Origin of the sequence: Candidatus Rhodobacter oscarellae, assembly GCF_001078595.1 — a bacterium.
Lineage (GTDB): Bacteria > Pseudomonadota > Alphaproteobacteria > Rhodobacterales > Rhodobacteraceae > Rhodobacter_B > Rhodobacter_B oscarellae.
The window spans coordinates 2,366,653-2,385,524 of sequence record NZ_LFTY01000002.1; the positions used below are offsets into that span (position 1 = coordinate 2,366,653).

Sequence of the window (18,872 nt, forward strand, 5' to 3'; positions counted from 1 at the left end):
CCGAGTGTCGATCTTCAGGGCGCGCTCAACCCTGGAACGGGTCGGCAGATGGCAGCTTGCGTACATCATCGGGGACCGCGTCCCGGCTGGGACACTGGTGGGCCGGCACCGTCAGGTGCGGCCGAACGCTCCTTGTGCTGAAAACATTTCAATCATGGATGCGGGGCGCTCAGGCGTTCTGCCGGAGCGCCATCGCCTCGTCACGGGTGAAGCGGAACCCGGTTCCATCCACCCACATCCGGTGCAGCACCACGCCGATGCGACGGGCCAGCGCCACGGTGGCACGTCTCTTCCCACGACGCTCGGCAAGGCGCAGCGCCCAGGACTTGAGCCAGTTCGGGCCGCCATGATGCAGCATCACGTTGGCCGCCTGGTAGAGCGCCGCCCGGAGACCTGCGTCTCCGACCTTGGTGATCGCGCCCACAATGGACCGCTCGCCGGATTCATCCCGCCCCGGCGTCAGCCCGACCCAGGGGCCAACATCACGAGATCGTTTGAAGCGTGTGGGATCATCGATCGCGGCCTTCACCGTCAGCGCAACGACGGCACCCACACCGGGCATGGTCATCAGCAGGCGACAGATCGGATCGATCTTCGCCTGATCGCGCACCATCTTCTCGAACCCCGCAAGTTCCCTTCGCAGCTCTGCGCGGGCACGCAGGATCGGCTCAATAGCCGCTTTCAGCACAGTATTGCCCGCCGCCAGGTCCCTGACCCGCTGGTCATAGCGACCTTTCGAGACGGGTCCCATCTTCAGGCCAAAGTTGCGCAACACGCCCCGCACCGACAGTTCCAACTGGATCAGTACCTTCTGGATCGCCTTGCGCGCCGTCAGCAACACGCGTGTTTCCTGAGCAGGAACCGACTTGCAGTGCACGGCGCTGAACCAACCCATCTGCAGGAGATGCGCGATCCCCTGTGCATCCCGCCGATCCGTCTTGATCGGGCTTGCTTTCAGCGCCGCCTTCACTTGCCGCGTTTCCATCAGGATCGCGGGTAGCCCGGCCTCGGTCAGCCCCTTGTGAAGCCATTGGGACAGTGGACCCGCTTCCAGGCCAATCCCGGTAATCTCGCAGGGCAAGGCCTTGAGGAAGCTGACCAACACTTCCGGCTCGCTGGCGACGTCAGTTTCCTTCAGGATCTTGCCGCGATCACCGAGCACGCAAACAGCCGTGCTTGCCAGAGAGACGTCCAGTCCGATAAAGATATCCATGTCGTTGTCCTTTCTATTCTTTGGAATTGAGGCGCGCCATCTGGCAAGACCTCGTAGACACGCATCATGCGTATCAAAGGGCAACGACACCCTCTCTGCGACACCGCTTCAAGCGTAACGACCGAGATTCGCGCCGAGGCCCATTACGGTATCTTCACCGGGCTGCCGTTTCGGCTGCGCCAGAAGATCGAGAACCACCATGGCGCGCTGCGCCGGCTGCGCGAATTCTTGACCCAGCCGCGCAGCGCGGTGGATTGCTTTCAGCCGCTGTTCCTGCGCAAGATCGGCGCCGGAGAATATGGCCTGGCCCTGGTCGAAGCGGTGGCGCATCTCAACCACCTCTTGGCGCTTGGCGAGGCCTCCCGGACCCGCCTAGAAAACGGCGCCTGGGCCTGGCAGATGAGGGAAGCATGAGCGACGAGATCAAGACCACGGCGGAGGCCAAAGAGGACGCGATGCTGCCGCGCATACGCGTCACGGTCGCGGATATGGAGAGCGGGCCAAACATCCCCTTGCCGCCCGCCCTGGCCAAGAAACCGGTGGAGCAGAAGAGCCCCGCCGAGTGGGCCTATGAGCGTTTGATCTTATATATCAAGAACTTCGAGGAGCAGCTCGACGCCGAGCACGAGATCGCCATGGGCTTTACCGGCGGCGATGCGGGCGTGGTGCGCATCGAGGGGATCGGCTATTTCGACCCCGATATCGTGACCTTCTATGGCAGCGATCCCACCGGGGCCAAGACCCAGCTTATCCAGCACGTCACCCAGCTGAACGTGATGCTGCGGGCGCTGCCCAAGCAGGTCGCCACCGAGGCGCCGCGGCGGATCGGGTTCCGCCTGGAGCAGGAGCTGGACAAGGCCGAGGGCTAGAGGTCACCGCATCCGTTAAGGCAAAGTTACCGCGGCGTTAGCAGCGCCGCCACGACGAGGCGCGAATCGGCGGTTAACGCCATATTTTACAGGGGAACCCCGTGTCGGCGTAACGTCGGCCTTTTGTCGGCTTTCCGTCGGGCAACTTGCCCGGAAACGGCCTGGTTAACAGACCGCGCGGTGCCGTGAGGTGTGGCGAGGTGCACCCCGCCCGAGCCAAGCGTCAGTCCACCGACCCAACCCCAAGCCCCTAGGTGAACGTCCCCGTCACCCGCCCCAGCAGCATGAAGGCCCGCGCCGTGCGCGTGTCCGACAGCGCGGCGACGTCGGCGTCAGTGGCCCCGGCCTCGAACGCCGCGAAGGTCTTGTCGAACCGGCGCAGGAAGTGGTGCGTGGCGTCCCGGAACACCGGGTCCTCGCGCATCCGCGCCGCGGTAAGCGCCAGGCAGGACCGGTCGCGCACACCGCCGAGCCCGGCGATGGCCCGGCCGCGCTCGCCCTGCGCGAATTTGCGCCAGATCTCGGGCCGCGCCCGATCCGGGCGCAGATCGTCCATATAGATGCCGTCCTGGCTGAGCATGGTCAGCACGTCTTGGCTATAGCGCACCAGCTCGGCCGTCTGGCGATCCTGCAACGCCCGCCGCAGCGCCCGGAAGCCGTCGCGATCCTCGGCATTCTCGGGGAAGTTCAGCGCCTTAACGAAATCCGAGACATTCACCGGCGCGGCGGTCATCTCTTCGACCGAGGTGCCGAGCTCTAGCTTGCCCTGCTCTTCGGGGTCCGGCGTCTCGGCGATGGCCGGGGCGGAGACGGCGCTGGGCTCTACCTCGGGACGGATCGAAGTGAAGGTGGCGATCGTGTGCGCGGTCTTGCGCTGCGCGGCGGCGATCTCGTCCAGCTTGCGCTCGACCGAGGGCTTCACCCCCTGGCTGGACTGCAGCGCCTGCACATAGGACTGGCGCATCGCGTCAATGGCCGCCTGCAGCCGGGCGCTTTCGTCGCGCATCACCTGGCTGGCGCGCGCCGCGGTCACCGCGACCCAGATCAGCGCCACCGGCAGGAAGATCGCCATCAGCGTCATCACGAAGCGCAGGGAGTCCAGCGGCCGCTCGGAATTCGCGGTCAAGAGGAAGAAGGCCCCGACGCCCGCCATCCACAGAATCGAGACCGCCACGGCGGCCATTTCGACCGACGAGACCTTTGGCGCCGCCTCCTGACGCCGGTAAATGCCGAGATCAATCGGCGTCTGGTTCTGCTTCTCGTCCATCGTACTCATTATTGGGAGCGCCTACCGAGTCGCGCCCCTAGATATAGTCGATGCTGAGGACCTCATAGCCCTTTTCGCCACCCGGCGTGCGCACTTCGATGGAATCGCCCACATCCTTGCCGATCAGCGCCCGCGCCAGCGGCGACCTGATGTTCAGCCTGCCGCTCTCGATATCCGCCTCGGGCTCGCCCACGATCTGATAGGTCCGCTCTTCATCGGTGTCCTCGTCGACGATCTTGACCGTGGCGCCGAACTTGATCGTGCCCGACAGCGTCGCCGGGTCATAGACGTCCGCCAGCCCCAGCACCCCCTCAAGCTCCTTGATGCGGCCCTCGATGAAGCCCTGCTTCTCGCGCGCGGAGTGATACTCGGCGTTCTCGCTGAGGTCGCCATGCTCGCGAGCCTCGGCGATCGCCTTAATGATCGCAGGACGCTCAATTGACTTGAGCCTCTTCAATTCCTCGCTGAGCGCGGTGTGGCCCGCGCGGGTCAAAGGTATTTTGTCCATGGGTCCGTACTTCCGGAAAGGGGGTAGGCAGTCTTGGCGATCTACCTCAACAGATGCGCTGGGAAAGTCAAGCCGGGTTTGCCCGGTATTGCATGTGTTGGATGGCCCCATGGGCTGAATTTCGCGTTGGTTTGCGCGGGATTATGGGCGCGGGGAAGAGGGTTACGATTGCGTCTGGGCGGGCCTTTGGGGATCTGGCGCCCCCCCCCCAGACAACGCTTGCCGACACCAGATGCAACGGAACCCAAACAATGCACCCGCCCGAGCTTGCCTCGGGCAGCGGCCGACCTCCCCCAGGAGGCCGCTTTTGCAACGTCGCAAGCCACTGAAACAACTGCGTTTGTAGAGCACGCGCGCCAAGTGGCGGTGTTACACAAGCGACCTCCAGGTCGGCCGCTGCCCATGTTGCGCTGGGTTCAAGGTGGCGGCCCCAGGCCAGAACCGCCACAATCCCCTAATCATACTCCACCACCTCAAACTCGATGCCTTCGGGGCTGTCAAAGTAGAACCGCCGCCCCGGCTCGTAGTCGTAGTGCTCGCCCACGGAAAAGCCCTTGCCCTTCACCCGCGCCTCGGTGGCGTCGAGGTCGTCGACCACCACGGCGATATGGTTCAGCCCGTTGATATGCGTGTAGCTATGGGCCTGGCCCTTGGGCGGCTCCGGCGGGGCGTAGAGCGCCAGGTACTGCGCGTCCGTGCCCACATGCACGGTGAGCCCGCCATAGATCGAGTCCCCCGCCCAGCGGGTGTGCCAGCCAAAGATCTCTTGCAGCCAGGCGGCGGTGGCCTTGGGGTCGGCCACGGTGACGTTCACATGTTCAAGCATCGCAGTCATTTGGGGGTCTCCAATCATCGGTTGTGTTGCGTTGATGCCCTGAGTCGTAATTCCTCAAGTCAACTTTAGGTCAAGCGGTTTCTTGCCCGCCCACAAACTGACGGCAACGTCGCGTTTGGCCTTTGTAACGTCGTGTCGCAATTGACCGCCCGGCACGGGCCAAGTACCACGGCGCGAGCCAAGCGGGACGCGAGCAAAAAGGGGTTCGGAGATGTCGGAGATCGAACGCGAGTCGATGGAAGTCGATGTGGTCATCGTAGGCGCGGGGCCTGCGGGCCTGTCGGCGGCGATCCGTCTGAAGCAGCTCGACGAGGAGCTGATGGTCGTCGTGCTCGAGAAGGGCTCGGAGGTCGGCGCGCATATTCTGTCCGGCGCGGTGCTGGACCCCTCCGGTTTGGCGCGGCTCTTCCCCGACTGGAAAGACAAGGGCGCGCCGCTGAACGTGCCGGTCAAGGAGGACAACTTTTACGTCCTGGGCGAGGCCGGTCAAATTCGACTGCCGAACGCGATCATGCCGCCCCTGATGAACAACCACGGCAACTACATCGTCTCGATGGGCAATGTCTGCCGCTGGATGGCCGAGCAGGCCGAGGCGCTGGGCGTCGAGATCTACCCCGGCATGGCGTGCTCCGAGCTGATCTATGGCGACGATGGCGAGGTTAAGGGCGTGGTCGCGGGCGAGTTCGGCAAGAACGCCGATGGCACGCCCGGCGATGGCTACGAGCCCGGCATGGAGCTCCTGGGCAAATACGTGTTCCTCAGCGAGGGCGTGCGCGGGTCGCTTTCGAAAGAAGTGATCGCGAAATACGGTCTGGACGAGGATTGCGACGTGCCGAAATTCGGCATCGGCATGAAGGAGATCTGGGAGGTCGACCCAGACAAGCACAACGAGGGCGAGGTCACCCATACGATGGGCTGGCCCCTGGGGTTCAAGAACTCCGGCGGGTCCTTTGTGTACCACCTCGACAACAACCAGGTCTATGTCGGCTACATCGTCGACCTGAACTATAAGAACCCGCATCTCTATCCCTACATGGAATTCCAGCGCTTCAAGCATCACCCCAAGATCGCCAAGCTCTTGGAAGGCGGCAAGCGCGTGGCCTATGGCGCAAGGGCGGTGACCAAGGGCGGCTACCAGTCGATCCCCCAGGTTGCCTTCCCCGGGGGCGCGCTGCTTGGCTGCTCTGCGGGGCTGGTGAACCTGCCCCGGATCAAGGGCAACCACAACGCGATGCATTCCGGGATTGAGGCGGCGGAAGCGGCCCATGCGGCGATCCAGGACGGGCGCGGCGGCGATCTCCTTGAGGCGTATGACGCGTCGCTAAAGTCCGGCCCCGTGGGCAAAGACCTGCACCGCGTTCGCAACGTCGCACCTCTGAATGCCAAATTCGGCCCCCTGGGTGGCCTGGCGCTTGGCGGGTTCGACATGTGGTTCCAGACCATATTCGGCGGCTTCAGCCTGTTTGGAACGGTCAAACACGGCAAGAACGACGCGCAATCGACGCAGGACGCGAGCAAGCACAAGCCCATCGACTACCCCAAGCCCGATGGAAAGCTGAGCTTTGACCGCCTGACGAATGTGAGCTTCTCGTTTACGAACCACGAGGAGAGCCAGCCCGCGCATCTGCGGCTGACCGATGCGGAGACGCCGATCAAGGTGAACCTGCCGAAATTCGCCGAGCCCGCCCAGCGCTACTGTCCGGCGGGGGTCTACGAGGTGGTCGACAACGAGTTCGTCATCAACTTCCAGAACTGCGTGCACTGCAAGACCTGCGACATCAAGGACCCCAGCCAGAACATCACCTGGACGGTCCCGCAGGGCGGCGACGGGCCGAACTATCCGAACATGTAGTCTGGACGTTGCCGGGCATAGCCCGGCTTGGTGAGGCGGTTTGGCCTGGGAGCGGGCGTTGAAGGTCTGCCGTCCCGGACTTGATCCGGGGCCGCCACCTTGAGCCAAGCGCAACGCCCTGACAACGCTTGCCGACACCAGACGCCACGGAACCCAAAAAATGCACCCGCCCGAGCTTGCCTCGGGCAGCGGCCGACCTCCCCCAGGAGGCCGCTTTTGCACCGTCGCAAGCCACTGAAACAACTGCGTTTGCAGAGCACGCGCGCCAAGTGGCGATGCTACACAAGCGACCTCCAGGTCGGCCGCTGCCCTTGTTGCGCTTGGTTCAAGGTGGCGGCCCCGGATCAAGTCCGGGGCGGGTTTCTCACTTCCACGCCTGGCGCAACTCACCCCACCGGCTGAATGAACGTCCCGTTCTGCAGATCGCGCAGCGCCTGCTGCAGCTCGGCCTGGGTGTTCATCACGATGGGGCCGTGCCAGGCCACGGGCTCTTTGATCGGCTGCCCGGACACCAGCAGGAAGCGCATCCCCTGCTCGCCGGACCGCACGGTGATCTCATCGCCGGTGCCGAAACGCACAAGGGTTCGGTTGCCCGTCATGTCCCGGATGTTGAGCTCTTCGCCCGCGACCTCCTTCTCGACCAGCACGCCCTGGGGCGCGCTGGCGTCCTTGAAGCTGCCCGCGCCGGCGAAGACATAGGCGAATGTGCTGGCGTAGGTGTCGACCTTCAGCACCTTTTGCGTGCTGGGCGGCAGCGAGACGTCCAGATAAAGCGGGTCCGCGGCGATCCCGTCCACCGGGCCGCGCTGGCCCCAGAAATCCCCGGTGATCACGCGCACGCTGGTGCCGTCGTCATCGGTCACCACGGGCACGTCACCGCCCGCGATGTCCTGGTAGCGCGGCGCCGTCATCTTGAGGCTGGCCGGCAGGTTCGCCCAGAGCTGGAAGCCGTGCATCTGGCCGCGCGCGTTGCCCAGCGGCATCTCCTGATGCAGGATCCCGGACCCCGCGGTCATCCATTGCACCGACCCCGCGCCGAGGCGCCCAGAGTTCCCGAGGCTGTCGGAATGCTCCACCGTGCCCTCCAGCACATAGGTGATCGTCTCGATGCCGCGATGCGGGTGCCAGGGAAAGCCGCGCTGGTACTGCGCCGGGTCCTCGTTGCGGAAGTCATCCAGCAGCAGGAACGGGTCGCTCTCAGACGTGTCGCCAAAGCCGAAGGCGCGATGCAGATGCACGCCGGCGCCCTCCATGGTGGGCTGGGCCTGGTGGGTCGAGGTGACGGGGCGGAAGGTCATCGGATCGGCTCCTTGTCGCTGGTCCCTTAGATATGGCGCGCTTCGGGCCGGATACATCCCCGGACTATGCGCGTCGGCGCACAGGGCCCGTTCACCCCTGATGCCACCAAAGGCTGAGCCGCACCGAATAGGGCGTCGGCGTCCAAGCCCCAAAGCGCGCGCCAGAGGCCCGCAGGACCTCGCCGACCCAGACATTGCAGGTGCGAAATAGGTGGAAGGGCCCGCGCGCGGCAAAGAAAGCGTCCGTCTCGGTGAAGCCGGGATGGTCCAGCGCCGCGGAAGTGTCACTCTCTGCCGCAATCCTTGCCACAAGGGCCGAGTACTCGGCGCTCGACAGCACAATCCCGGACAGGCCATGATCCTGCGGCAACGCGCCCAGCACGTCCAGGCGCAGCACCGCCCGGTCCCCGGTCACGCCGCGCCAGATGGCGCCAGCATTGACGTCGAGATATGTGCCGGTGGTGGTGTAGAACCGCTCGGCGCCCCATCCGACCAGGACCCATTCCACCGCGGGGTGCGTGATCGGCACCCCTGCCGGCTCTGCGAAGCCAAGCGCCTCGCGGGTCTGGGCGGTGGCGGGCAGCAGAATGTCGTAATGGATCGGCCCCGCAAGAAAGAGCACCTGCACCGCGCCGCCGTCCGGCTGTTCGTCGCTTGGGCCCGGCACCAACGCGCCAAGGACCGCCGCCATCAGATAGGCGGCCACCAGAGATGCCAGGCCGTAAACGGCACGGAGCAATCCCCGTCGCACGCGCAGCTACTCGGTTTCTACAAAGTCCCGATGGATGAACTTCTTGTCGCAATAGCCGCACTCGACGAACCCGGTCTTGGGGTCAATCGAGAGCCAGACCCGCGGGTGGCCCAGCGCCCCTTCGCCGCCGTCGCAAGCGACGCGCATAGTCTCTACGATCTCTGTCTCTGGCGCTTCGATGGTCATAGGATCACCCTTAGCTGGCGTTTCTTGCCTTTATGATAACGCGCGCGGGAAATGCAACCGCCCAGTCGCAGGCGGGCTCAATCTACGAAGAGGTATTCGTTCGTTGTGATCTTAAGCGCCGCCTGGCGATCGACGCCCAGGAAGTCGGCCAGCCTGGCCGCGTTCTCGTCCGCGGTGCTGGCCTCTTTGACGCGAAAGATGCCCTCGAACCCGGCGTCACGAATCTGATCGCTCTCGAACACAACATCGGCGCGGATCGTGGGCAGGAGGCTGGTCAGGGTCTCGGCGCTGGTGCGCTCCCCCGCGAGCCCCACCCGCTTGGCATGGCCCAAGAGATACTCGTCAGAGAAGTCGCATTGCACCTCCAGCAGCTTGGTCGTGGAGCGATCCGAGAAGAAATCGCGCATCAGGTCCAGGTTGTTGGGGTCCAGGCAGACCACCATCCGGTCGGTGTTGTAATAGTCAAACAGCATGCGCATCAGCGCCCGGCGGTGCCGCGTGCGCTTTTCGATCGAGCCCTGGATGCCGCCGAGATCCGGCAGCGGCGTGGTTTCCTCGTCGAACAGGTATTCAATGCAAGGCAGCCCGGTGACCGCCCTGATCTGCGCCAGCAGCCGCTTGGCGACGTGCCACTTCTTGCACACCACGATCAGCAGCTCTCTTTCGCGGCCCAGGGTGGCCTCGGTCTCCCAGAATCGCGGCGCGAATCGCCGCCCGATCCGCCCGCGCCCGACCAAGAAGCGGAACAGGCTGGACCCTTCGTTAGAGAGCGAGAACTCGGCGCTATCCTCGGCGTAAAGCTCGCCCAGGCGCTTTTTCAGCTCCAACGCGCCCGGCGAGATCTTGCGGGCAAAGAGGTAGTCCTGGCTGAGCAGCAGATCGTAGTGATCGTTGTAGAAGGTCACCGGCATGCCGTAATCGGTGAACATCAGGAAGGTGAGCGTCCGCGTGCTGATCTCGTCCTGCGGCACCAGATGCGGCACCAGCGTCTGAAAGAACGTCTCGTCCGGGATCCAGGTGGTCTGGAAGAACCGCAGCACATCGGGGCGGGCGCGACAGAAATCCAGGATCCACTCGACCGTGCGCCGCCGCAGGCACCACCATTGCGACCCGATCATCATCTGCAAATCTTGCGGAACCTTGCGGTGTAACCCCAGGCGCCTTTGGATGTTCACCGAGGCGTAGAACAGGAACTTGTGCTTGCGCTCGTTGAACCAGTGCCGGTAGTGCAGGCGGTCGCCCTTCATCCCGGTCTTGATCCAGTCGGATTTGAAGAAATCGAAGCTCTCGATATAGTCGCGATCGTCCTTGTCCAGGAAGTCATGGGCGTAGCTGGCGGATTTGATCGACATGCAATCGCCAGAGAGCATGTAGAAATGCGTCGCCCGCGGGAAGGCCTTCACCGCGGACTCCACGGCCAACAGGGTGGCCTCGACCAGGGACCATTCCCCCCACCCGCATTTGATGCGGCGCGGCGTGAACACCACGTTGGGATTGTCGGCGAGCTTTTCCTGCAGGCGGTCAAAGAAGGCCTGCTTGGCGTTGCCGTCGAAGTGGATCGCGATGTAGTCGCCCGTGGCGGTTAGTCGCTGCGCTTGCCGGATGATGGACTCTGGGTCCTTGTGGCACAGCAGAATGAAGGCAATTTTTGCCATTTCGGAAACAGTTTCTCGTCTTACTTACACATTGTTTGCAGACATATCGCGAATAACCATTGAATAAACAGGATTTATTTGCTTTTTTCTGAACGAATGTGCCGCACCCCATTCGGGCGACGAACCGCGGCTAAGGAGGCAGTGTTTTATGGGATTTCCTGGAACCTGGATGACCGAGAGCGAGAGCATGGTCTATCGGGTGGTGCCGAAATGCGCTTGCTCGACGATCGGTCAGATCATGTATTACTCGGATCATGGCGAATTCTTCGAGGGCGACATCCATGACGCCAAGGGCGGGATGCATAAATGGGCGCTGGATTCCAGCCAGCCCAAGATCACCAGAAACGTGCAGAAGCATCAGGCCTATGCGTTCACCTGCGTGCGCAACCCCTACTCTCGGATCCTAAGCTCGTTCTTCGACAAGATCTGCGGCATCCAGCGCAACGGCAAGCGCTATCGCGGCAACCTTGTGCCGCTGCTGATCCAGAAATACGGGATCGAGGTCGGCGGCGAGGACGGCAAGCAGGAGTTCGACCAAATCCAGAGCTTTCGGCGGTTCCTGCTTTTCGCCCGCGACACCATCCGCTGGCGCCGCCCGATGGACCCCGACATCCATTGGTCGGCCATGTCGGGGCATATCTCGACCTTCATCGTGAATGGCGGGCGCTACGACAACATCTTCTTCACCGAGCAGTTCAACGACGGCATGCAATCCGTGCTGAACAGCATCGAGATGGCCCACCCCGTCCTGCTTGAGGAGATCCCGCGCTTTAACGAAAGCGAAGGCCACGGCCCCAAGCGCGCCCACCCGATCGAGGACTATTTCGACGACCTGTCGATGCATCTGGTCTACGAGATCTACAAGCGCGACTTCCAGCTCTTCAAATACGACTTTGAGAATCCTGGGAACAAATTGCCGCTGGGCGAGGTCGATCTGGACGAGGTGCACGCCAAGCTGGGCGCCTGATAAGCGAGTTTGCGCACGAATTCTCAACCAATTCGCGGTAACCGACAGCGAGTCCCTGCTTCGGCCGCCGTAAATCGTAAAAAAGCGAAAGATCGGGTCTTGAAGCACGGGCAGGAGGCGCGTAATTAGCCGATCACCGTTGGGGTGTAGCCAAGTGGTAAGGCAGCGGTTTTTGGTACCGTGTATCGTAGGTTCGAATCCTACCACCCCAGCCAGGTTTCTTAGAGATCCTCAAGAAAACAAAGGCTTAACCCAGGCCGATACAAGCCTTGTGTCACAGCATCCTGAAACTGCGACGCAGGGTGTAACACATGGCCTTGCGCGCCATGCCCAGAAGCGGCGTGATTCAGTCCGCCGGAAACCGCAACAGAAACCTAATTCGGCACGGTTCGGTCATCAATGTCCACTACACCGCGCATCACATTAATGACCTGAAGGCCGGCGCCGACAAAGCCGACTTTAGACTGCAGATCGGGAGGAAACGGCAACACGGGTTTCCGGTCATCCACCTTGGAAGCTCCAACATCCTGATGGCGCCCTGCGACCGCTATCTATGCATCATGCCCGGCGCTGTATCCAAGGCATCCGCAGTGGCCCAGCCATTTGATGGAGATAACCGGCTGTCGATGATCCTGTCCAAAGCGCTGATTCTGGCCGAGGATGACCAAATCAAAGCGAGCGACATTGTTAGCCAATTAAAGCGATCGCATTAACGAAAGAAGTAGAACAGCAACGCTTACGAGGCAATTTTGGGTCTTCGTTTGTCTACAACTTTTCTTGGCGCGTTAATCAGAAGCGATCTCACATGAAACGCGCAGCATTGGTCAAAGCGGGCTCTGACCCGCCGTTAGATCGGTTGCCGCATGTACACTCGATCGGCGCACCGCCATCCGCAGGGACGGCCCAAACCGGACCTTGGTTGAACTTGCCGCGTGCTGCGACGCAGACTGACAAAGCCGCCTTTCGTTACCGGTGCAAAACGCAGGTTCGGTCGAACCTCCTGGCCGAAAAAAACGCATGCTCTCCCAACACGTTTAAACACTCACCTCGCGATTGCTGATCAATATGAGTGCATCAGACGGCGCCACCAAACCGGCCGCCGGCCGCGTCGCGGAATGCGAGATTTGAAGACTTGTGCGCCGTTTTCATCCGGCCCCGGTGATTTGTGGAGATGTATCGCCGTCAGGGCGAAAGCGCGGTCTGAACACGAAACTTGACACAAAGAGTTAACTTGCGACAACCTTGTCTCATCCTTGAGGGACCCTGCCTCGGAGTAAAGAAAGGTCCTAAGATTACTTTCGATCTCGCCTAAAATGAAAAGCATCACATATAAAGAGCTACCAAAATACGCGCCTGGACGCTTGCTGCGCAATGGTGACGGTCGTGGATGGACAGGGCTGAATTACAGAAGCTATCGGCACCTCGGGATGGAGATCGAACTCCCGCCGATGGACGACTACATGATCATCGCGTTCGAGAACGGTCGCACGCCGTTGCGCCGCTGCGTTGACGGAAAATGGAGTGACTACACCCTTGGACCCGGCGACCTCACGCTTTTGACGCGGGCGCAGAAATCCGACTGGTCCTGGACCGAGACCGTGGATGTCTCGCATGTCTATCTCAAAGCTGATCTGGTCGAAAGCATCGCACAGGAAGTCTTCGAACGTGAAGTCGCCGATATCTCGCTGAAAGATGTTCTGCGGGCCAAGGATCCCGGCATTTCAAGATGTATGGCCGTTATCCGTGAGGAAGCGGGAAACCAAAGCCTTGGCGGTCCGCTCATTGCCGAGGCGGCCGCGCGCGAGCTATCGGTGCGCCTCTTGCGCACATATGCCGACACCGGGTTCGTCACGAGCGAACGCTTTGGGCACTTACCCCCCGCTGTTGCAAAGCGCATCGTAGATTTTGTGAATGACAGCATTCAGGACAAGATTTCATACGAACATGCCGCCGCCATCACTGGCTTGGGCACTTGGAGCTTTATGCGCAAGTTCAAGCGCACCTTCGGTCTGTCCTTCCACAGCTTTGTCTTGAACCAGCGGGTTGAGCGCGCGCTGCATTTGCTGAGCACCTCTGACAGGCCGCTGAAGGCCATCGCCGTTGACTGTGGCTTTTACGATCAGCCGCATATGAACCGCGTGTTCAAGAAACTAAAAGGTGCGACTCCGGCGACCTTCCGGCGCGACTAGAGCGCCGGGAAAACCGCCGCAATTGCCCTGCAGAATTGTCCAACGTTTTCACCAGATTTTCCAAGATTTCCCAAAAACCCGCGTACAACCTGACCGGACTGCGCTTGTGTCGATCCCCAAAACCAGCCTGCATGCCGATAAAATGCCCAAGAGGCCAAAGATCACCGAGCGCGCCATAGGAGTATAGGGAGGAACACTATGCGAATGAACTTTGGGATCTTCATGGCACCGTTTCACGCGCCGGGTCATAATCCTACAATTTCCTTGGATGACGATCTGGAACTTCTACAGCACCTCGACAAGCTTGGATATGATGAGGCCTGGATCGGAGAGCACCACTCGGCAGGGAGCGAGATTATCGCCTCGCCCGAAATCTTCATTATGGCCGCCGCCGAGCGTACGCAGCGCATTCGTCTGGGAACCGGCGTCGTTTCGATGCCGTATCACAACCCGCTTTGGACGGTGGAACGCATGGTGCTTCTGGATCATCTGACCCGCGGGCGCGTGATGTTTGGGATGGGTCCGGGCGCGCTTCCAACGGATGCGTCCATGCTGGGCCTCGAACCACAGCAGATGCGCCCCCTCTTTGAGGAGTATATCGACATCGCCTACCGCCTGCTGACGTCGGACGCGCCGATTAACTACGAGTCCGACCGTCTGACGTTAAAGGACGCACGCTTGCACCTGCGCCCGTATTCTGAACCTTTGTTCGACCTTGCCGTCGCGGCCGTTGCCTCGCCCTCGGGGGCCAAACTTGCCGGACGCTACGGAGCCGGGCTTTTGTCACTGGGCGCGACCGTAGCTGTCGGCATGGACGTTCTGGCGCATCACTGGACCATTCAGGAGCAGGCTGCCAAGGAACACGGACAGGTTGCAGACCGGGCCAAATGGCGTCTGGTTGGTCTGATGCACCTTGCCGAGACAGAAGAACAGGCCCGCGAGGATGTGAAATACGGAATGACCCAATGGTTCCGCTATTTCCAGAACGTCGCGGCCTTCCCGCAGATGGCCGTCGAAGGAGGCAATCTCGACGAGATGATTGATTTCGTAAATGGGGGCCTGGGCGTCGTTGGCACACCGGAAATGATGGTCAAGCAGATCGAGGAACTTCTCGAACAAAGCAACGGCGGCTTTGGCGCTTACCTCACGCTCGCACATAACTGGGCAAACAAGGGAGCCACGCAGAAGAGTTTCGAACTTTTTGCGCGCGAAGTGATGCCGCATTTCCAGTCTTCTGGCATGGGGCTGCAAGCGGCGGCTGACCGTGCTCAGAAAAACCGCGCCGGCCTCGCGGAGAAACAACTCAAAGCGGTTGAAGAAGCCACGCAGCGCTATGAAAAAGAAGTCAACGCCGCTGAATAGAAGGCTCTGGCCGCCCGCTGCACATGGCGGCCGCAAGCAAGACAGGTGATCGCAGGTCTGCAGGCGAGGATCTGCGATCACAGATCTCCAAAGGGCTGGATTCACATTTCAAGGGCGACACCGAGCTTTTGAGCGAAGGGCCCCAACGGCGTTCTGAAGCCGAGGCATTTTCGCGGGGTTGAGTTCATGATCCAGACAAGATGAAACAGGCAGCGCATTGACCTATTATCGCAGCAGGTTCGGCCCCATCGACCATCAAAAACAACCACAGTAATCCTGCTGAATTCCGCTTGGGATACGCATCATGAAAGCGGCTGGATTTTCAGAGTTTCAGTTCTTTGACGCAGGAACGCTACGCGTGCCACGCGAACGGCCCTCTCCGGACTCTCAGCACCCCGCCCTGATGCTGCGCCCGCAGCCCGCTTTGCGGGCATTCGCAGCCACCCGCAGTTTGAATGTGGCCATGATTGGGAATCAGACCGAGCAGAACTCAAGCACCATCCCAACGCCTCAACATCCAATACCACTGTTCTGGGTCTGCAATTATCCGCGCAGACAAACTATCATTAAAGGCTCGGGTCATGGTCATGCTGTCGGTGTGGGGAATTGGGGCCTCGAATTCCACGCGAAATGCGTTCCCGTCGTCAGTCCGGATGCCGTAGGCGGGGATCATGGGGAGGTCGTATTTGAGGGCAAGCTGCGCTGCGGAAAGAGATGTTAGGGCGTCATGGCCAAGAAACGGTATCCGAGCCCCTTCCGCGTATTTTTCGTCCAACAAGATGGAGATGATGCCGCCGTCTCGCAAATGACGCACCAGGGCTCGCGTGCCGACCCGACCGGTCGCAAGAATTGGTTTCCCTCCAGCCTCTATGCCGCCCCGAATGCGGCGCTCGTAGTGGCGGTTTTTATGGGGGCGATAGACGGCTCCACTTTCTAGGCCATGCATTTTGATGACGGCCCGCACGGCTTCCCATTGCCCAAAATGGCCGGAAACAATGATTGCCCCTTTGCCCGCGGCATTCGCCTCTTTGAGGGCCGCAAGACCAGGGCCGGAGGCTCGGAATTTATGGTGTTGGGTCTGAAATTCGGCGTCGTGGTAGATCTCAAAAAGCGTTCGACCCATTTGCCGGCCCATATCCTGACCGAGCTTCAATCGCGCACTGCGCTTCATGTTGGGGAAGACCCGTTTTGCTTCGCGGTCAAACCGGCTCCTTGCAGGTGGGAACCAGCGCATAACCGTTCCAAACGTTGTACCCAAACCTCGAGACCGCAAGTCAAATGCGCGCCAACGAAAAATCGTCAACGCCGACCATAGGGGGAAGTATCGGGCGTGATGAATCACTGATCTCAGGGGGGTGGAAAACATACCGCTCTATGAACAGGTTTCGCTGCGACACCAATCGAAAACGTTCAAAGCGTTTCAGTTCGTTCTGCTATCCATTCTTTTTGGGGCAATTCGAGGCTGATTTGCGGCGGGGGCGGCGCTTATGGCGACGATCCGGCCCATGCGGCCGATGCTCGTGGCCCATGCTTGACCTTGGATGCAGATCGAGATGTCGCGCCGCAATTTTCACATTCTGGCCATCTGTTCGCGTCGCAGCATGTTCGTCCTGGGAGTGTCGCCACCACGAAAAAAATCGCGACCTCTGCAACCACGAACCAGGAGGGCGAGCCCGATCAACTGTGGCGGGTCGGGATATCGGCCTTCACCGAACTGCGCTTGAAACCTTTTGCCTATGGTAATATGTGGCCGGGGCAGACGTTTTTCTTTTTCGACCGCTGTCTCCCTAATCCGGCATTCAGTCTCTCGATCCAGACCGACCACGCCGCACTGCCGCATTCCGCGGGCAGATCTAGTTATGGAGAATACGGATATGGCTAACGGCACCGTAAAATGGTTCAATACAACCAAAGGCTTCGGCTTCATCGCACCGGACACCGGCGGCAAAGATGTGTTCGTTCACATCTCCGCCGTTGAGCGCGCGGGACTGACGGGCTTGGCTGACGACCAGAAAGTTACGTTCGACATCGAATCCGGGCGCGACGGCCGCGAGTCGGCTTCGAACATTGCCTTGGCATAAGCCAACCGGTTGACAAGCTATCGAGACGCGGCCCTTGGGAAGGGGCCGCGTTCTGCCTTTCCACTTCTGAAATGGCAAACAATTCGACGGTCTTTTGGCTGACTTCCATGCCACGGAACGAGGGGTAGGCCTGAGCAGCTGGCTAACTGTTGGTTACGATCCCGGCCAACGTGAGACGTGCCGCAAACCGCTCTACCTGTTGGTCAGCAATGTGCGCTTCGGGCTGACTGGCATTATCAGGCGGGTGGGACTGAGTGCTGTTTCGCTTGATCCGTGCTGCTGCGCCGCCGCAAGGCCGTTGTGAGCCCGACCTATGAATTCAGAATTCTCGCCGCATGCGCGCGCAGCGCAAAAACTGTTGCAACTGCTCAAATGCGAGCGCCGCGCTGCAGCCAGAACATCGGCCATTCATGCAGCCTCCAGCAGATCCAAGGCCGTAGATTCACAAGTCGCGGACTTTGCTATCTTTGATCTTGTTTACGCAATGCCCGCTGCAGGAAAGGTAGCCACTCAAAATACGTAACGGGATGAAGCCACCTCATCCGCTTTCGGGAATCTCACCATCAATTTGCACAACTGCGGCAGTGGGCATCGCGTTAAATCTCAAGATACATGACGCAGGCGTCGCAGAGCTCGGGGTGCAAAGAGATACACTGCTGGAATCCTTATTAAGCCATTCTTCAAACGACTCTTGAATGCCGTACGGAAGGGAATACCACGACAGTCTCTCAATCATTCTGACGCTCTGTCGGCTTTGCGCGGACGACTGAATACAAAGCGGCAGTTTTCGGCTCTTATGGCGCAAGCCAACCTGGCGGGGCATTCGGCAGCGGGTTTTGGGCGCGCGGATAGACCCAGAGCGTCTGTGCGATGCCGCGTGGCGCCTTGGGGCCCAACAGGCCCGGTGCCGCGATCTGCGCAAGAGTGCTAGGTGCGGCAGAGAGCTGCCGCACGGATCATTGTCAGTTCCGGCAGAGCGCGCCGAAGCCTTTGGATGTCGCGCTCTCATGGATGCGGGTCACTGCCACGCCGGCGACTTCAAAGCCGCGCTGGTAAAGCCGGGCGAGCGGGTCATCCGCATATAGCAGGACGTCTTTCTCGGTCACATCGAACGCCCTCTTTGCGTCCAAAAGCTCGGTTCCGATTGCCACGCCCGACAGGAAGGCGTGGGTCGCAGAGGCGGGCATGTCACCGCGCAGCACCTTGGGTCGGGCCGAGAAGAGCCCGTTGAGCAGGCCGTCCGTCGCCTTGGCCAACCCGGCATCAAAACCCGCGGCGTCGAACGCCTCACCCTCGGCGAGCCGCTCGCAGAGCGCGTTATGGCGGGCCAGATCAAAGATCTCTCCGGTCATGAAGGTGCGAAACTGGCGGGCCTCAAAGCCCGACATCTCGACCCATTTCGAATGGGTGCCGGGCAGCACCACGATCCTGTCTTTTCCCTCTTCGGCGAGGCCCAACAACTGCAGCTCCTCGCCGCGCATCACGTCCGGGCCCACAGGGTCAGAGATACCGGGCAAGAGCGTGACCGGTTTGCCCATGATCTCGGCCTGCTCGGCCAGGTCGATCAGGCCTCTCAGGTCGTTGGGGCAATCCATATAGGGCGTCTCGACCCAGGCGTTCTTGGAGGTGGCCATACCGGTGACAAAGATCTCCTCGGCCTGCTCCATCCATGCGCCCGCGGTTTCGCACAGCACGGCCTCGAACGCCGCCGCGCCCTTACCAATCAGCCCCTTGGCGCCGGATTTGGAGCGGATGCAATCCACCGCCTCACCGTTTTCCAGCCGATGGATGCGCAAATGGGAAGAACCCCAGTCAACCCCAAGAGTGACGGTCATACTA

The 18,872-nt window shown here is 61.0% G+C and carries 18 protein-coding genes, 1 tRNA gene and 1 pseudogene; 10 read left to right on the top strand and 10 right to left on the bottom strand.

Going from position 1 to position 18,872, the window contains the following annotated elements:
• Window positions 1-169: 169 nt before the first annotated feature.
• Window positions 170-1,213: an IS110 family transposase gene (locus AIOL_RS16115; RefSeq protein ID WP_049641827.1), complete on the bottom strand. Its 1,044-nt coding sequence runs from the start codon at window positions 1,211-1,213 to the stop codon at window positions 170-172.
• 153 nt (window positions 1,214-1,366) lie between these two features.
• On the opposite strand from AIOL_RS16115, the pseudogene AIOL_RS16120 reads away from it, so the two are divergent.
• Together AIOL_RS16120 and AIOL_RS16125 are read left to right on the top strand one after the other, a co-directional pair.
• Window positions 1,367-1,627 (top strand): annotated as a pseudogene (locus AIOL_RS16120) (MBL fold metallo-hydrolase); the annotation flags it as partial.
• Complete coding sequence (locus AIOL_RS16125) at window positions 1,624-2,082, top strand: DUF6173 family protein (RefSeq protein ID WP_049643925.1); 459 nt, start codon at window positions 1,624-1,626, stop codon at window positions 2,080-2,082. The pseudogene AIOL_RS16120 and the gene AIOL_RS16125, both read left to right, overlap by 4 nt.
• 250 nt (window positions 2,083-2,332) lie before the next feature.
• On the opposite strand, the gene AIOL_RS16130 is transcribed toward AIOL_RS16125, so the two are convergent.
• From AIOL_RS16130 to AIOL_RS16140, 3 genes are all read right to left on the bottom strand, one after another.
• A complete protein-coding gene (locus AIOL_RS16130; RefSeq protein ID WP_200898789.1) occupies window positions 2,333-3,349 on the bottom strand; it encodes a hypothetical protein in 1,017 nt (338 codons plus the stop codon).
• Between the two features lie 37 nt (window positions 3,350-3,386).
• Complete coding sequence (greA, locus tag AIOL_RS16135; RefSeq protein WP_049643927.1) at window positions 3,387-3,857, bottom strand: transcription elongation factor GreA; 471 nt, start codon at window positions 3,855-3,857, stop codon at window positions 3,387-3,389.
• A 454-nt stretch (window positions 3,858-4,311) separates the two neighbouring features.
• Window positions 4,312-4,692 carry a VOC family protein gene (locus AIOL_RS16140; RefSeq protein WP_049643928.1) on the bottom strand — a complete coding sequence of 127 codons (381 nt, stop codon included), beginning with the start codon at window positions 4,690-4,692 and terminating at the stop codon, window positions 4,312-4,314.
• A 211-nt stretch (window positions 4,693-4,903) separates the two neighbouring features.
• Between AIOL_RS16140 and AIOL_RS16145 the strand changes: the two genes are divergently transcribed.
• Window positions 4,904-6,544, top strand: a complete 1,641-nt coding sequence (locus tag AIOL_RS16145) for an electron transfer flavoprotein-ubiquinone oxidoreductase (protein ID WP_049643929.1) — start codon at window positions 4,904-4,906, stop codon at window positions 6,542-6,544.
• A gap of 386 nt (window positions 6,545-6,930) precedes the next feature.
• On the opposite strand, the gene AIOL_RS16150 is transcribed toward AIOL_RS16145, so the two are convergent.
• From AIOL_RS16150 to AIOL_RS16165, 4 genes are all read right to left on the bottom strand, one after another.
• Complete coding sequence (locus AIOL_RS16150; RefSeq protein ID WP_049643930.1) at window positions 6,931-7,842, bottom strand: pirin family protein; 912 nt, start codon at window positions 7,840-7,842, stop codon at window positions 6,931-6,933.
• Window positions 7,843-7,933: 91 nt separating this feature from the next.
• Entirely contained in the window at window positions 7,934-8,581 is a 648-nt protein-coding gene (locus tag AIOL_RS16155; RefSeq protein WP_049643931.1) for a DUF2459 domain-containing protein, read from the bottom strand.
• An 18-nt stretch (window positions 8,582-8,599) separates the two neighbouring features.
• Window positions 8,600-8,779: a zinc-finger domain-containing protein gene (locus AIOL_RS16160; RefSeq protein ID WP_049643932.1), complete on the bottom strand. Its 180-nt coding sequence runs from the start codon at window positions 8,777-8,779 to the stop codon at window positions 8,600-8,602.
• Window positions 8,780-8,856: 77 nt separating this feature from the next.
• Window positions 8,857-10,434: a DUF5928 domain-containing protein gene (locus AIOL_RS16165; protein WP_049643933.1), complete on the bottom strand. Its 1,578-nt coding sequence runs from the start codon at window positions 10,432-10,434 to the stop codon at window positions 8,857-8,859.
• Between the two features lie 148 nt (window positions 10,435-10,582).
• Here AIOL_RS16165 and AIOL_RS16170 point away from each other — a divergent pair, with 148 nt between their 5' ends.
• The 5 genes from AIOL_RS16170 (at window position 10,583) to AIOL_RS16190 (ending at window position 14,952) form a co-directional block, all read left to right on the top strand.
• Window positions 10,583-11,401: a sulfotransferase family protein gene (locus AIOL_RS16170; RefSeq protein WP_049643934.1), complete on the top strand. Its 819-nt coding sequence runs from the start codon at window positions 10,583-10,585 to the stop codon at window positions 11,399-11,401.
• A gap of 140 nt (window positions 11,402-11,541) precedes the next feature.
• Window positions 11,542-11,616, top strand: a tRNA-Gln gene (locus tag AIOL_RS16175).
• 96 nt (window positions 11,617-11,712) lie between these two features.
• On the top strand, window positions 11,713-12,114 hold the full coding sequence (locus AIOL_RS16180) for a DUF7737 domain-containing protein (RefSeq protein ID WP_049643935.1): 402 nt from the start codon (window positions 11,713-11,715) through the stop codon (window positions 12,112-12,114).
• A 600-nt stretch (window positions 12,115-12,714) separates the two neighbouring features.
• Window positions 12,715-13,590, top strand: coding sequence for a helix-turn-helix domain-containing protein (locus AIOL_RS16185; protein WP_082152632.1), 876 nt, complete (start codon window positions 12,715-12,717; stop codon window positions 13,588-13,590).
• Window positions 13,591-13,794: 204 nt separating this feature from the next.
• On the top strand, window positions 13,795-14,952 hold the full coding sequence (locus tag AIOL_RS16190; RefSeq protein WP_235439053.1) for an LLM class flavin-dependent oxidoreductase: 1,158 nt from the start codon (window positions 13,795-13,797) through the stop codon (window positions 14,950-14,952).
• Between the two features lie 490 nt (window positions 14,953-15,442).
• On the opposite strand, the gene AIOL_RS16195 is transcribed toward AIOL_RS16190, so the two are convergent.
• Complete coding sequence (locus tag AIOL_RS16195) at window positions 15,443-16,318, bottom strand: lysophospholipid acyltransferase family protein (protein WP_049643938.1); 876 nt, start codon at window positions 16,316-16,318, stop codon at window positions 15,443-15,445.
• Between the two features lie 165 nt (window positions 16,319-16,483).
• Here AIOL_RS16195 and AIOL_RS25120 point away from each other — a divergent pair, with 165 nt between their 5' ends.
• Complete coding sequence (locus AIOL_RS25120; protein WP_152912554.1) at window positions 16,484-16,834, top strand: hypothetical protein; 351 nt, start codon at window positions 16,484-16,486, stop codon at window positions 16,832-16,834.
• The gene (locus tag AIOL_RS16200; RefSeq protein ID WP_049645496.1) at window positions 16,827-17,033 is read left to right on the top strand and encodes a cold-shock protein; all 207 of its coding nucleotides are present in this window, start codon (window positions 16,827-16,829) and stop codon (window positions 17,031-17,033) included. The genes AIOL_RS25120 and AIOL_RS16200 overlap by 8 nt, the downstream gene beginning before the upstream one ends.
• A 962-nt stretch (window positions 17,034-17,995) precedes the next feature.
• Here the strand turns inward: AIOL_RS16200 and AIOL_RS16205 are convergent.
• Complete coding sequence (locus AIOL_RS16205) at window positions 17,996-18,868, bottom strand: 2-dehydro-3-deoxygalactonokinase (protein WP_082152633.1); 873 nt, start codon at window positions 18,866-18,868, stop codon at window positions 17,996-17,998.
• Window positions 18,869-18,872: the final 4 nt, after the last annotated feature.

Coding starts and splice junctions, on each gene's coding strand:
- AIOL_RS16115 (WP_049641827.1), bottom strand. CDS start 1,213: ATGGATATCTTTATCGGACTGGACGTCTCTCTGGCAAGCACGGCTGTT.
- AIOL_RS16125 (WP_049643925.1), top strand. CDS start 1,624: ATGAGCGACGAGATCAAGACCACGGCGGAGGCCAAAGAGGACGCGATG.
- AIOL_RS16130 (WP_200898789.1), bottom strand. CDS start 3,349: ATGGACGAGAAGCAGAACCAGACGCCGATTGATCTCGGCATTTACCGG.
- greA (WP_049643927.1), bottom strand. CDS start 3,857: ATGGACAAAATACCTTTGACCCGCGCGGGCCACACCGCGCTCAGCGAG.
- AIOL_RS16140 (WP_049643928.1), bottom strand. CDS start 4,692: ATGACTGCGATGCTTGAACATGTGAACGTCACCGTGGCCGACCCCAAG.
- AIOL_RS16145 (WP_049643929.1), top strand. CDS start 4,904: ATGTCGGAGATCGAACGCGAGTCGATGGAAGTCGATGTGGTCATCGTA.
- AIOL_RS16150 (WP_049643930.1), bottom strand. CDS start 7,842: ATGACCTTCCGCCCCGTCACCTCGACCCACCAGGCCCAGCCCACCATG.
- AIOL_RS16160 (WP_049643932.1), bottom strand. CDS start 8,779: ATGACCATCGAAGCGCCAGAGACAGAGATCGTAGAGACTATGCGCGTC.
- AIOL_RS16165 (WP_049643933.1), bottom strand. CDS start 10,434: ATGGCAAAAATTGCCTTCATTCTGCTGTGCCACAAGGACCCAGAGTCC.
- AIOL_RS16170 (WP_049643934.1), top strand. CDS start 10,583: ATGGGATTTCCTGGAACCTGGATGACCGAGAGCGAGAGCATGGTCTAT.
- AIOL_RS16180 (WP_049643935.1), top strand. CDS start 11,713: ATGGCCTTGCGCGCCATGCCCAGAAGCGGCGTGATTCAGTCCGCCGGA.
- AIOL_RS16185 (WP_082152632.1), top strand. CDS start 12,715: ATGAAAAGCATCACATATAAAGAGCTACCAAAATACGCGCCTGGACGC.
- AIOL_RS16190 (WP_235439053.1), top strand. CDS start 13,795: ATGAACTTTGGGATCTTCATGGCACCGTTTCACGCGCCGGGTCATAAT.
- AIOL_RS16195 (WP_049643938.1), bottom strand. CDS start 16,318: ATGTTTTCCACCCCCCTGAGATCAGTGATTCATCACGCCCGATACTTC.
- AIOL_RS16200 (WP_049645496.1), top strand. CDS start 16,827: ATGGCTAACGGCACCGTAAAATGGTTCAATACAACCAAAGGCTTCGGC.
- AIOL_RS16205 (WP_082152633.1), bottom strand. CDS start 18,868: ATGACCGTCACTCTTGGGGTTGACTGGGGTTCTTCCCATTTGCGCATC.